Source organism: Streptomyces similanensis, from assembly GCF_039543625.1.
Classification (GTDB): Bacteria; Actinomycetota; Actinomycetes; order Streptomycetales; family Streptomycetaceae; genus Streptomyces; species Streptomyces similanensis.
Genome location: NZ_BAABKC010000112.1, coordinates 169532 through 182209, shown reverse-complemented (window position 1 = coordinate 182209; position 12678 = coordinate 169532). Strand labels below are relative to the sequence as shown.

The window sequence follows — 12678 nt, the reverse complement described above, 5'->3', positions numbered from 1 at the left end:
GTCAGGCGCCGAGTTTTGCGAGGCCTTCGGCGACGCGGGTCAGTGCGTCGGCGACGTGCGGCAGGGCGAGCGGGTCGGGGGCCGCGAGGGCGGCCTCCTGCTCCTCGTCGGTGTCGCCGTAGAGCATGCTGGTGGCCGCCTTGAAGCGCAGCGCGCCGGGGTCGTCGCCGAGGTGGTGTCCGGCCAGGACGGCCAGGCCGTGCTCGTCCAGCAGGTGCCGGGCCAGCGCCGCCGAGCCGTCCACGCCGCGCTCCGCCAGCGCTTCGCGGCGCGGCTCGAAGTCGGGGTAGACGTAGAACGCCCCGGTGGGCGGCCGGCAGGCGGCTCCGGCGGCGACGGCGGCGGCGTGCACGGCGCGGGCCACGGCGCCGTGCAGCCGGGCGCTCGCCGCCAGCCGCCGCCCGATCTCGGGCGGGTCGCCGAAGGCATACGCGGCGACCTGCTGCATCGGGCCCGCCAGTGTGGACCACATGTCGCTGGCGACGGCGACCAGTCGGGCGCGCAGGTCGCGTCCCCGGGCGCCGGGGGGCACCCGCAGGCCGCCGACGCGCCAGCCGCCGAGCGCCAGGGACTTGGACAGCCCGGTGGTCACCACGGTGCGCTCGGGGATGACGTCGGCGGGGCTGAGGAAGGGGGCGTCGGGGCGGTGCATGACGTCGCGGTAGATCTCGTCCGAGACGACGATCAGGTCCTGTGCCTCGGCTATCTCGCACACCCGCCCGATCAGTTCGGCGCCGGCGAGCGTGCCGGTCGGGTTGTCGGGGAGGGTGAGCACGACGATGCGCGGGTCGCCGCCCGTCCGGCGGGCGCGCTCGATGGTCTCCGGCAGGACGTCCGGGTCGGGGACGCCGCCGCACTCGGCGGGGATCGGGACGCCGTAGACCCTTTTTCCGGCCATGCGGGCCTGCGGCTCGTAGGAGTTCCAGCTCGGGCGGGGCAGGAGCACGTCCCCGGGCAGGACCAGGTTCAGCGCCATGAGCAGCGGCTTGCTGCCGGGGCCGAGCAGGACGTCGTGCGGGCCGGTGGGCAGGCCGCGGCGCTCGAAGTAGCCGGCGAGGGAGGCGAGGGCGTCGGGCGCTCCGGCCACGGGTCCGTAGGCGTTGCGGTGGGCGCCGGCGCGCAGTTGCTCCACCAGGGGGGCGAAGGCGGGCAGCCGTGACTCGCCGAAGCCGAGGTGGACGACGGAGCGGCCCTGGGCCCGCAGTCGCGCGACCTCTTCGTTGAGGGCGAGGTTGGGGGACATCGAGGCGTTCACGGCCGCAGCGCCTCCCGGATGTCCCGCGGTGTGTCGGCCGCGATCCTCAGGTCGCTGAGCCAGGTGGCGCTGGGGTCGTAGTGCGCGCGGAACGGGCGGCCGACCAGGGCGGGGTTGCGGGCCTGCGCCAGCCGGAGCTGGAAGTAGCGGTCGGCGCCGCGGGTCTCGACGCCGTCCACCACGACCTTGCCGGGTGTCGTGGACATCACCGGGCCGCGCACGGTGCGGGCGAGTCCCGGCAGGGTGCGGTAGGCGGTGTGGAAGATCTCCATGGCGCGGGCCAGCGGCACCTTGAAGTAGTCGTAGGGGCCGGTGTCGCGCTCGACGAACATGTAGTACGGGACCGCGCCGAGGGCCAGTTCGGACTTCCACAGGGCGGCCCAGGTCTCGGCGTCGTCGTTGATGTGCGCGACCATCGGGGCCTGGCAGTAGACGACGGCTCCGGTGGCCCGGATGCGCCGGACGGCCTCGGCCACCAGGGCGGTGCGCAGCTCGCGCGGGTGGGTGAAGTGGGCCATGACGGCGACCTGCTTGCCGGCGGCGGCGATCCGCTCGAAGAGCCGCAGCAGCGAGTCGGCGTCGGCGTCGCTCACGAAGCGCTGCGGCCAGTAGGCCAGGGACTTGGTGCCGATGCGGATCGTGTCGACGCTGTCCACGCCGAGCAGCGGCTCCAGGTGTCCGGTGAGGCGGTCGGTGCTCATCACCATGGGGTCGCCGCCCGTCACCAGGACGTCGCTGACCTCGGGGTGGTCGTGCAGGTAGCGCACGAGCCGGTCCGGGCCGGGGGCGGCGAAGCGCAGGGAGGGGTCGCCCACGAACTGCGCCCAGCGGAAGCAGTAGGTGCAGAAGGAGTGGCAGGACTGGCCCTGGGTGGGGAAGTACAGCACCGTCTCGCGGTACTTGTGCTGGAGGCCGGCCACCCGTTCGCCCTCGTGCACCGGCACGTTGTACTCGCGCTGCCCGGAGGGGTGGGGGTTGAGTCCGGCGCGGATCCGGGCGACCTCGGCGGCCGTCTCGCTCTTGGCCGCCCCGGAGCGCACGAGCGCCTCCAGGGAGCGCTCGTCGTCCTCGGGGAGCATGCCGCGCTGGGGGAAGACCAGGCGGAAGATCGGGTCCTCGGCCGGGTTTGTCCAGTCGATCAGCTCGTCGAGCACGTACTCGTTGACGCGGAACGGCAGGACGTGTGCCAGCAGGGCGATGCCGTCCCGCAGCTGCGGCGACAGCCCGTAGCGCCGGACGATGTCGTCGATCTGCCGCGGACCGAAGGCACGGAAGCGGGTAGTGCCGACCGGTTGGTCGAGCATCAGTGTCATGCGGGGTCCCTCTGAATTCGGCGGAATAGCTGGGCGACGGCAGGGCGGCCCTTGTCGGCGGTCGTGACGTCGAGCGCCGATTACCCGGCTGGGATTCGTTGATTCGAGTGCGTACCCGAAGCCATAAACACTTCGCATGGCGTCGATAAGGGAGCCGAATTCCGCCCGCCGACCTGCCTTCATAATGCCCGCGCACGAGTGCGATAAGAGTTCCCTATGGGGTGCGGACGGAATTCGTTTGAAAGGTGGCCGGCGCGGAAGTCGCTTGTCGTCAATGCCACCCAGCGCGGAAGGAAACAACTTCGATGATCGGTTGCCCGCAGCGCGGACGCACACCATGAGCCGCGCGGACGTCGCCCAGCCGGTGCTCATGCCGATGGGCCGGCCCCGGCCCGGGAGGTGCAGCGTCCTCGTCCACGCCGCCGGCGGCGGTGTCGGGGCGTACACGGGCGTCGGGTTCGCCCTGCGCCGGTTCGGCCCGGTCTTCGCCCTGCGCGGCTACGGGCTGGCGCCGGGTGAGGAGCCGGACCGCAGCGTCGCCGCCATGACGGACCGCTACTGGTCGCTGCTCGCCGACCTCCCCGAGCCACCGGAGCTGTTGTTCGGCTGGTCGCTCGGCGGCGTCGTCGCCTGGGAACTGGCCGCCCGGCTGGCCGCGGAGGGCCGGCGGCCGCGGGTCGTGATGGTGGACAGCCCCGCCGCCCGCATCGACCGGGACCCGGCGGCGGCACGCCGGTGGCGCGAGCGGGTGCGCGCCTCCCTCGCCGCCGACGACAGTGGCGTCCCCGCCGACCGGGTCGCCGCGACCGCCGACGCGCACCTGGACGCCGTCGTCTCCTACCGGGCCGAGGCGCGCCACGACTGCCCGGCGCTGCTGATGCCGTGCGCGGACGAGGACAACGCCGCACACCTGGCGGCCTGGCGCGAGGTGGCCCCGAACCTGACCGTGCGGCCGCTGCCCGGCGACCACTTCACCGCCTTCGACGGCGAGCGGCTGCCCCTGGTCCTGGACCACCTCGGGTCCTTCCTGGCGAGCACCGAGGAGCGGCATGCCTGACGGTCTCCTGAGCCGGGCGCGCGCGGCGTTCGACGCGGCCCCGCCCGTGGGCGACGCCGCCTACGACCGGTACTGCCAGGTCCTCGGCGAGGAGCTGCTCGCGCACTGGCCGCGGATCGCCGGGGCCAACGCGGCGGACGTCGCCGCGGCCCAGCGGCTCGGCATGCCGCCCACGCTGGTGGAGCGGCTGCGGCTGACCGACGTCCACCGGGACCGGATGGTCGCCCTCACCGCGATGACCCGGCAGGAGCTGCGGCAGGTGCGCGAGACGGAGGTGCCCGTCTCGGGCGCGGCGCGGCACGTCCACCGCGTGCCGCGGCCGCTCGGCGTCGTCCTGATGGTCTACGAGGCGCGGCCCACCGTCACCGTGGACGGCGCCCTGCTCCCGGTCGCCGTCGGCAACGCCGTGCTGCTGCGCGGCGGCAAGGAGACGGCCGCCACCAACGCGGCACTGGAGCGGGCCGTGCACGCCGCGCTCGCCCGGGCGGGACTGCCCACGGGCCTCGTCACGGTCCTGGACGACCCGCAGCGACGGCTGCTGCGCGCCTTGTTGAAGCGGCCCGACCAGGTGGACGTGCTGATCCCGCGCGGCAGTCCCGCACTCGTGGAGCACTGCCGCACCAGTGCCATCCCGCTGATCGCCAGCGGCGGCGGCGTCAACCACCTCTACGTCCACCGGAGCGCCGACCTGGAACTCGCGGTGCGGGCCACGCTGGACAGCAAGCTGCCCGAGCCGGCCGGCTGCACCTCCGTGGAGACGCTGCTGCTCGACCGCGCCGTCGCCCGGGACTACTTCGAGGCCCTGGCCCGCGCGCTGGCGGGCCGCGAGACGGAACTGACCCTGCACACGGCCCCCGAACTGACCGCTCTCGTCCCCGCCGCGCTCAAGACCCAACCCCTCGCCGCGCACGATCTGGGCCGGGAGTTCCTCGACCCGGTCGTCGCCGTCGTACCGGTCGACGACGAGAGAGCCGCCCTCGACCACGTGCGCCGCCACGGCTCCGGGCACACCGAGGGCCTCATCGCCCGCGACCGGCACGTCATCGACGCCTTCCGCCGCCGCGCCGACGCCGCGATGGTCGTGGTCAACGGCTCGCTGCGGCTGCACGACGGCCCGACCCTCGGTCTGGGCACCGAGATCGCCATCGCCACCGGCCGGCTGCACGTGCGCGGCCCCGTGACGCTCGGCGCCCTGGTCACCCACAGCTATGTCACCGACGGCGCCGGCGCGCTGCGCGGCTGACGCCCGACCCCGCCTCTGCCCCGTTTCCCCGGCCCCTGCCTCTGCCCCGTTTCCCCGGCCCCTGCCTCTGCCCCGTTCTCCCGGACCCGCCCCTGCCCCGCTCCCCCGGCCCCCGAAAGGCGTGCCATGCCCCAGGAACTGTCCCTCGACCGGGACGCCGTCGCCACCGTCGTCAAGAAGGTGGTCGTCGCCGAGTCCCGGCTGTCCCTCCCGCCCGACCGCGTCCGCGACGACGAACCGCTCGTCGGCGACCTGCTGAACGTCAACTCGCTCGGCTTCGTCGGCATGCTCGTGCGGATCGAGGACGAGCTCGACGTGACCCTCCCCGACGACCTCTTCGTCGGGCGCAGCTTCCGCACCGTCCGGGACCTGATCGACGTGGTGACGGCCGCGGAGGTCCAGCGGTGACGAACGCTGTCCCGACCCGCTGGCGCAGTGTCCTGCCCCACCTGTCCGAGCCCCTGCCGCCGGACCGCACCCCGCCCCGCTCCGGTGCCGGGTCCGGCGAGATCAAGATCAACATTCCGACGGAGCTGATCCGGCACAGCGTCTCGTCCCGTGAGTACTGGGACATCCCCGCCCCGGTCGTCGAACGCTACCGGCAGTACCGCCCGACGCCCCTGTGGCGGGCCCGCGGTTTCGAGGAGGCCGTCGGCGCCCGCGTGCCGGTGTACGTCAAGAACGAGGGCGTCAACATCTCGGGCAGCCACAAGCTCAACACGGCGCTCGCGCAGGCGTATTACTACCAGAAGGCGGGCGTGAAGGAGCTGGTCACGGGCACCGGCGCGGGCCAGTGGGGCACCGCCATGGCCGCGGCGTGCGCCCTGTTCGGACTGCGCTGCCGGGTCTTCATGGTCGAGTCCAGCCTGCGGCGCAAGCCCTACCGCGGGGTCCTGATGCGCATGCTGGGCGCCGAGGTGCACGCCAGTCCCAGCGGAATGACCAAGGTCTCCGCCACCGAGGACCCGGCCGCCGGCAACAGCCTCTCGCTCGCCATCGGGGAGGCCGTCGAGTACGCCGCCGAACACGACCAGGTGGCCTTCTGCATCGGCAGCGGGGAGACGTACAGCATCCTGCACCAGTCCGTGATCGGTCTGGAGGCGCAGGAGCAGCTGGCGGAGCTGGACGCCGGGATCGGCACGGTCGTCGGCTGCGTGGGCGCCGGTTCCAACTTCGGCGGCATCGCGCTGCCCTTCCACGCCACCGCCCGCGCGGCCGGCGAGCCGGGGCCACGGCTGGTCGCCGCCGAGTCCAGCAGCACACCGAAGCTGACCCGGGGCGTCTACGCCTACGACAAGACCGACGCCACCGGCAGCGGCCCGATGGAGGCCATGTACACCATCGGCAGCGACTACCGGATCCCGGACGCGCACACCGCCGGCCTGCGCTTCCACGGCGCGGCCAAGCTCATCTCCGCGATGCGGCACAGCGGGGACGTCGACGCCATGGCGGTCAGCCAGGCGGACGCCCTGGACGCGGGCCGGCTGCTGGCCCGTCACGAGAGCGTCCTGCCGGCGCCCGAGTCCGGCCACGCCCTGGCGGCCGCCGCCCGCATCGCCGCCTCGCCCGACGCCACCGGCGGGGTCCTGGTGTGCGTCAGCGGCCACGGCTACCTGGACCTCGGGGCCTACGAGCACTTCCTCGCCGGCGGGCTGGAGGACCAGTCGCCGCCCGACGAGGCGCTCGCCCGCGCGGTGGCCGGGCTGACCCGGGTGGAGACGCGCCCGTGACGGCCACCGCGGCCCCGTCCGTGCGGACCGGGATCCTCGACTGCGTACAGGTCAACCTGGCGGTCCTCGCCGACCGCCTGCACGGGCCCGGACGGCACCTCGCGCTGGGGGCGCGCCTGCGCTTCGAGCCGAGGCCCGGACCCGACGGCCTGCCCACGGTGGACCCCGCGCCCGAGGAGCAGCTGCGCGAGGGAGCCGCGCTGGTGGGCCTGCGGCCGGACGCCGTCGCCCACCGCGTCCCGGCGCACGCGCTGCGCGCCATGGCCGAACGGGCGCCGGTGGTCTACGCCGTCGCCGACTCCTACGCCATGCCGTGGCTGCCCTACGCGGGCCGGGCGCACATGGAGCACAGCTTCCTGGTCGGCGCGCACCCGGACGGCGCCGAGGTGGAGGACGCCTACGACAACGAGACGGCGTGGGGTCCGGCCCGGCCGGGCCGGTGGACGTACCCCTGGGACCGGCTGCCCACCGCCTCCTTCGCGTGCGCCCTGTCGCCCGTGCCCGACCACCGCGCGCCCCGGCCGCTGCTGCGCCTGGACGATCCGGCGGCGTACGTCGAGGCGTACGCCGCGCACCCCGACCGGCTCGCCGCGCTGCGGCGGCTGACCGCGGAGACCTGGCTGCTGACCCGGGCCCGGCACCTGCACGCCGCCTACCGCGAACAGCTCGGCGAGCGGCTGGACGCGGCGGACCACCTGCGCCGCTGGGACCAGCTCACCGCGACCGCGTTCATCGCCCAGCGGCGCGCCGAGCGGGGCCGACCGGTCCCCGAGGCGCTGCTGCCCGACCTGGCGTCCCTGCTCGCCGCCGACCGCGAGGTGTTCGCCGTACGGCCGCCCCGGCCCTGACCGCGCCGCGCCTCCACCCCTGCCTCTGCCCCCGACCACGCCCCTGCCGGACCACACCACCACCCAAGCGACGGAGAAGCCGTGAACCAGTCCTTCATCGACCTGCTGACGCCCTTCCTCCCCAACCTCGGGGACCGTCCCCTCACCGAGGACAGCCGTCTGCACGACCTCGGGATGAACTCCATGAAGGCCATCGACCTGCTCTTCGCCATCGAGGACGGGCTCGGGGTCTCCCTCCCGGACGAGGACCTCAACGACACCACCTTCGCCACCGCCGGCAGCCTGTGGGCCGCGGTGCGCCGGGCCGGCGCCGCCGAGGAAGACCACAGGGCGGCGGCATGAGCGTCTTCGCTGTGCGGGAGCCCGCCACCGCGGCGGGCTCCCGGCTCGGCGCCCTGCCCGCCGACGCGAGCGGCGCCGACCTGTGGCGCGTCCTCGGCGCGGAGAACCGGCTGGCCGGGGTCTACCGCGGCGACGATCCGCGCCGCGGCGTCGACCCGGCCGCGCTGGGCGCGCTGCTGACGGACCTGGACCGCCGCTTCGGCGTCGGCTCGACGCTGGCGGTGACGGTCCCGCTGGCCACCTGCCTGCCGCTGCTGGCCTCGGGGACGGGCCCGGCCGCCCGGACGCTCGCCGACAGCCTCGACGGCCGTACCGTCGTCGCCCTCGCCGCCACCGACCAGGACTCCGGCTGCGACCTGGCGGCACTGGACACACGCGTCTCCTTCGACGGGGACCACCTGCGGCTGGACGGCGCCAAGCGCTGGATCACCAACGCGACGACGTGCGGCGCCGCCCTCGTCCTCGCCCGCCACCGGCCGGGCCCGCACTTCACCAACTTCACCTGGGTGCTCGTCCCGGCCGACGCGCCCGGTGTGAGCGCGCGGCCGGCCGGGACGGAGCTGTTCGACGGCTCCGGGACCGGTCACCTCGCCTTCGACGGCGTCCGGCTCACCCGCGACCACGTCGTGGGCGGCACCGGCCGCGGACTGAGCGGCTTCGCGGCCCACATCGCCACCGAGCGGCTGGCCGGGGCCCTGTGGGCGGTCGCGCTGTGCGAGCGGGTGCTGCGGGAGACCGCCGGCCACCTCAAGGGGCGCCGGCACGGCGACGGGGTCCTGTGGGAGCGGGAGGGGATCCGCCAGCGCTGGGCGGGCGCGCTGCTGCGCTCCCGTCAGCACCGCGCCCTGACCGAGAGCCTCACCGAGGCGGTCGCCGTCCGCCGCGACACCTCATCCGCCGCACTGCTCAAGGCCAGTGCCGCCGAGACCGTCGAGCACGTCCTCGACGTGTGCGCGCACCTCCAGGGCGCGCACGGCTTCCGCACCGGAGGACCGCAGCAACTGCGCGCGCAGGGGGCCCTGTTCGGGATCGGCGGCGGCACGACCGAGGTCGTCCTGAGCATCGTGGCCGAGACGGCCGCCGACGGCCCTGCCGGGGAGCTGCCGTGAGAGTCCTGGAGATCGTCCCGGGGGTGTGGGCGGCTGCCGGTACGGCGTCCGCCGACCGCCTCACCCCCGCCGACCTGGCCGCGGCACGCGGCCGGCCGGCCTGGCGCGCACGCGAGATGCTGGCCGGGCGCGCGCTGCTGCGCGCCCTGCTCGCCGAGGTGGCGCCCGGCGACGCCGGCGAGCCGGTCGTGGCCGGTCCCAACGGCAAGCCGGTCCTGGCGGGCCCCGGCCGGCCCGGCGTCAGCGTCTCTCACGACGGGGAGCACACCGTCGTGGCCGTGGCGCCCAGCCGCCGCGTCGGCGTGGACGTACAGGTGCCGCCGCCGCACGTCGGCCGCGCGATGGTCCGGCGCTGCGCCGCCCCGTACGCGGACCGCCTGTACCGCATGCCGGCGCCCCTGCGGCACACCGTGTTCACGGAGATCTGGACGGTCCAGGAGGCGTGCGTGAAGACCGACGGCACCGGCATCGGGGGACGCCCCTGGAGCATCGACGTGCCCCCGCACCTCGACCGCGGCGACTGGCGCGGCCTGCGCTGGCGCAAGGTGCGAGACCTCATCGACGTACCCGTGGCCTGCGCCTGGGAGGCGACACCATGACACCTGCACTGTCCTGCTACTCCACCGCGCTGGTGGAGTACCTGGGAGGCGCGGCGGCCGGCCGTCTGGCGGCGGCGGCGCACCTGTGGGTGCGCACCGACGATCCGGACGGCGCGCTCGCCTTCTCCCACCACGACCGCATCGACGACGGGGTCCTGGTCCACGATCACCGGCCGGACTGGCCGTCGGCCCGCGCGGCGCTGGCCGCGCTGCTCGCCGAGGAGGGGCGGGTGATCGTGTCGGGCAACGCCTTCCATCTGCTCTGGTCGCCGCACCACGGGGTACGGAGCATCCCCCACTGGTTCCTGCTGCGGGGCCGCGACGCGCGGGGGTGGCACGTGGCCGACCCGTTCCACGCCCTGATGCCCGGCGGCGAGCAACTGCCCTACGCCGGAGTGCTCGACGACGACGCGCTGCGCCGGGCGCTGACGCCGGTCGGGCGGCTCGACCCGGCCGTCCGCAACCGGGACGCGCACGCCCTGGGGGAACCGGTGGACCCCGGTCCGACGGACGCCTACCGCTGGCTGCGCCGGGCGATCCCTTCGCCGGCTCCGTCGGCTTCCCCGGCTTCCCCGGCTTCCCCGGCCTCTCCGGCCTCTCCGGCCGGACCGTCGGCCGGCTCCCCGGCGCGGTGGCCGGGCGTCTGGCTGCGCGCACCGGGCGAGGTGTTCGCGTACCTGCGCGACCGCCTCACCGGTGACGCGGACCTGCTGGAGCGGCACCTCGACGACCTGTGGGCGGCGTCCCGGCACCACCTCCACCGCCTGGGGCCGCACCCCGACCCGGAGCTGGCCGACGCCTGGACGCAACTGCCCAAGGCCCTGCGCTTCGCCGCCGACTCCGCGCGGCGCGGCCGCCCCCGCACCGGTGTGGTCGAGCGGACGCTCGACACCCTGGCCGCACTCACCACCGGCAGGGAGGCGCGCCGTGCTCGGGGTTGAGACGACGACCGCCCAGGCCGCCCCGCCGGTCGAGGCGGCGGTGGACGAGGCGCTCTTCCGCGCGGCGATGACGGGGCTGGCCAAGTGCGCCGCGGTCACCACCGCCCTCGGACCGAACGGGCCGGTGGGGTGCACCACGACCTCGCTCATGTCGCTGTCCGTGGCGCCGCCGAGCGTGCTGCTCGCCTTCGGCGCCGGCGGACGCACCCTGGACGACCTGCTCGGCGCCGGCCGGTTCGCCGTCAACGTGCTGTCCCACACGCAGGGTCCGCTGGTGCGGCGCTTCGCCACCGGCACCGCGGCGCAGCGCTTCGAGGGCACGCCGCACGCCGTGCTCCGGGGCGTCCCCGTCCTGCGGGACGCCGCCGTCGTGATGACCTGCGACGTCGCCGAGACCTTCTCCGCCGTCGATCACGTCCTGGTGGTCGGCACCGTACGCCATCTGACCGCCGCCCCCGGCGCCCCGCTGGTGCTCGTCGCCGGGGAACCGCACATCGCCACCCCCGTACCGCCCGCCCCGGCCGACAACCTGCGCTGACCTGGAGAGACGATGCCCGCGACGCCCGCACCCACGGTGACCCACCGACCCGACGAACGCTTCGACGAGTTCCTGCTGGCCGCCGCGGCCACGCACCCCGACCATCCCGCCGTGGTGGAGTACGCGGACGGTGCGGAACGGGTGACGACCTTCCGCGACCTGCGCGCGGCCGCCGAGCGGTACGCCGCCGCACTGGACCGCTTCGGCCTGCGGATCGACGACCGCGTCATGATCGTCTCCGACACGTCCGCCGAGGCCGTCGCCCTGGTGCTGGCGTGCTCGTCGCGCGGTCTGCCCTTCGTCCCGGTCAGCCCCGAGACGCCGGCCGAGCGGCGGGAGACGATCGAACGGCTCGCCGAGCCCGCGCTGTGCCTGACGGCGGCTGCCGGGGAACCGGGTGGCGGGGAACCGGGTGGCGGGGAAGCGGGTGGCGGGGAAGCGGGTGGCGGGGAAGCGGGTACGGCCGTGGGGCACGGGCGGTTCGGCGGGGGCGGCATCGAGGTGCCGCGCCCGCCGGTGCGCCGTGAGCGGCTGCGACGCGCCGTGACGCCGGGCGACACCGCCTACATCATCTTCACGTCGGGCACCACGGGCCGGCCCAAGGGCGTGGTGATGAGCCACCGCGCCGTCGTCGCCTTCTACCGGGGCATGCTCGCCGAGGGGTTCGTGTCGGCGGGCGACCGGGTGGCGTCGACCTCGCCGCTCCAGTTCGACTTCTCGCTGCTGGACATCGGCATGGCGCTGGGCGGCGGAGCCGCGGTGGCGCCGGTGCCGCGGGCCCTGCTGCGCTGGCCGACGCGGTTCCTCAAGGTGCTGCGCGCCACCCGTGCCACTCACGTCAACGGAGTGCCGTCCATCTGGCGGCAGACCCTGCGCCACCTCCCCGACCAGCTGGCCGACCTGCCCGACCTGCGCGGCGTGCTGTTCTGCGGGGAGGAGTTCCCGCTGGGCGAACTGCGCCACCTCCAGCGCCTGCGGCCCGGCATCCGGCTGATCAACTGCTACGGGGCGACGGAGTCCATGGCGGCCAGTTTCGCCGAGGTGCCCGACCCGCTGCCCGAGGACGTGACGCACCTGTCGATCGGCGTCGGGCACCTGGGCACCGACATCCTCCTGGTGGACGCCGAGGGCACGCCCGTGCGCGAGGAGGGCGTCGTCGGCGAGATGTACCTGCGCAGCCCGGCCCTGATGACCGGCTACTGGGCGGACGCGGAGGCCACGGACGCCGTCCTCGTCGCCGACCCGCTGGAGCCGCGCTCCGGGCAGCGCCTGCTGCGGACCGGCGACCTCGCCTTCCGGGACGCCGAGGGCACGCTGCGCTTCTGCGGGCGGCGCGACTCCCAGGTGCAGATCCGCGGCAACCGCGTGGAGCCGGCCGAGGTGCAGCGACGGCTGCTGGCCCACCCCGAGGTGTGCGAGGCGGCCGTCGTGGTGTACGAAGGGCCGGACGGGAACGCCGAGTTGAGCGCGTTCGTCGTGCTGGCCGACGGCGCCGCCACAACGGCCGAGAGCGACCTGATCGCGTTCTGCCTGCGGTCGATGCCCGCGTACATGGCACCCGGCGTGGTGCGCGTCGTCGGCGGTCTCCCCGTCAACCAGCACGGGAAGACCGACCACCGGCAGCTGCTCGCCCAGCTCCTCACGGACGCCGCCTGACCGGCCCACGGGCGCCGGGCTCCGGGCCGCCGCCGCGGGGCCCGGAG

The 12678-nt window shown here is 75.0% G+C and carries 13 protein-coding genes; 11 read left to right on the top strand and 2 right to left on the bottom strand.

Features of this window, described 5'->3' with window-relative positions:
* Position 1 precedes the first annotated feature (1 nt).
* Complete coding sequence (locus ABEB07_RS32170; protein WP_345671633.1) at positions 2-1243, bottom strand: pyridoxal phosphate-dependent aminotransferase; 1242 nt, start codon at positions 1241-1243, stop codon at positions 2-4.
* 8 nt (positions 1244-1251) lie between these two features.
* Positions 1252-2568: a KamA family radical SAM protein gene (locus ABEB07_RS32165; protein WP_345671564.1), complete on the bottom strand. Its 1317-nt coding sequence runs from the start codon at positions 2566-2568 to the stop codon at positions 1252-1254.
* A 337-nt stretch (positions 2569-2905) separates the two neighbouring features.
* Between ABEB07_RS32165 and ABEB07_RS32160 the strand changes: the two genes are divergently transcribed.
* From ABEB07_RS32160 to ABEB07_RS32110, 11 genes are all read left to right on the top strand, one after another.
* Positions 2906-3625, top strand: coding sequence for a thioesterase domain-containing protein (locus ABEB07_RS32160; protein WP_176146770.1), 720 nt, complete (start codon positions 2906-2908; stop codon positions 3623-3625).
* Positions 3618-4868 carry a glutamate-5-semialdehyde dehydrogenase gene (locus tag ABEB07_RS32155; protein WP_345671563.1) on the top strand — a complete coding sequence of 417 codons (1251 nt, stop codon included), beginning with the start codon at positions 3618-3620 and terminating at the stop codon, positions 4866-4868. Before ABEB07_RS32160 ends, ABEB07_RS32155 begins: the two co-directional genes overlap by 8 nt.
* A gap of 126 nt (positions 4869-4994) precedes the next feature.
* Complete coding sequence (locus ABEB07_RS32150; protein WP_164583153.1) at positions 4995-5276, top strand: acyl carrier protein; 282 nt, start codon at positions 4995-4997, stop codon at positions 5274-5276.
* Entirely contained in the window at positions 5273-6598 is a 1326-nt protein-coding gene (locus tag ABEB07_RS32145; protein ID WP_164583152.1) for a TrpB-like pyridoxal phosphate-dependent enzyme, read from the top strand. Before ABEB07_RS32150 ends, ABEB07_RS32145 begins: the two co-directional genes overlap by 4 nt.
* A complete protein-coding gene (locus tag ABEB07_RS32140; RefSeq protein WP_345671561.1) occupies positions 6595-7446 on the top strand; it encodes a hypothetical protein in 852 nt (283 codons plus the stop codon). The genes ABEB07_RS32145 and ABEB07_RS32140 overlap by 4 nt, the downstream gene beginning before the upstream one ends.
* A gap of 81 nt (positions 7447-7527) precedes the next feature.
* Complete coding sequence (locus ABEB07_RS32135; RefSeq protein WP_176146774.1) at positions 7528-7788, top strand: acyl carrier protein; 261 nt, start codon at positions 7528-7530, stop codon at positions 7786-7788.
* Positions 7785-8897 (top strand): acyl-CoA dehydrogenase family protein, encoded by a 1113-nt coding sequence (locus tag ABEB07_RS32130; protein ID WP_176146775.1) that lies wholly within the window; start codon positions 7785-7787, stop codon positions 8895-8897. The genes ABEB07_RS32135 and ABEB07_RS32130 overlap by 4 nt, the downstream gene beginning before the upstream one ends.
* Complete coding sequence (locus tag ABEB07_RS32125; protein WP_345671560.1) at positions 8894-9496, top strand: 4'-phosphopantetheinyl transferase family protein; 603 nt, start codon at positions 8894-8896, stop codon at positions 9494-9496. The genes ABEB07_RS32130 and ABEB07_RS32125 overlap by 4 nt, the downstream gene beginning before the upstream one ends.
* Positions 9493-10437, top strand: coding sequence for a hypothetical protein (locus ABEB07_RS32120; protein ID WP_345671559.1), 945 nt, complete (start codon positions 9493-9495; stop codon positions 10435-10437). The genes ABEB07_RS32125 and ABEB07_RS32120 overlap by 4 nt, the downstream gene beginning before the upstream one ends.
* The gene (locus ABEB07_RS32115) at positions 10424-10975 is read left to right on the top strand and encodes a flavin reductase family protein (RefSeq protein WP_176146777.1); all 552 of its coding nucleotides are present in this window, start codon (positions 10424-10426) and stop codon (positions 10973-10975) included. Before ABEB07_RS32120 ends, ABEB07_RS32115 begins: the two co-directional genes overlap by 14 nt.
* A 12-nt stretch (positions 10976-10987) precedes the next feature.
* Positions 10988-12631 (top strand): AMP-binding protein, encoded by a 1644-nt coding sequence (locus tag ABEB07_RS32110; RefSeq protein WP_345671557.1) that lies wholly within the window; start codon positions 10988-10990, stop codon positions 12629-12631.
* Positions 12632-12678: the final 47 nt, after the last annotated feature.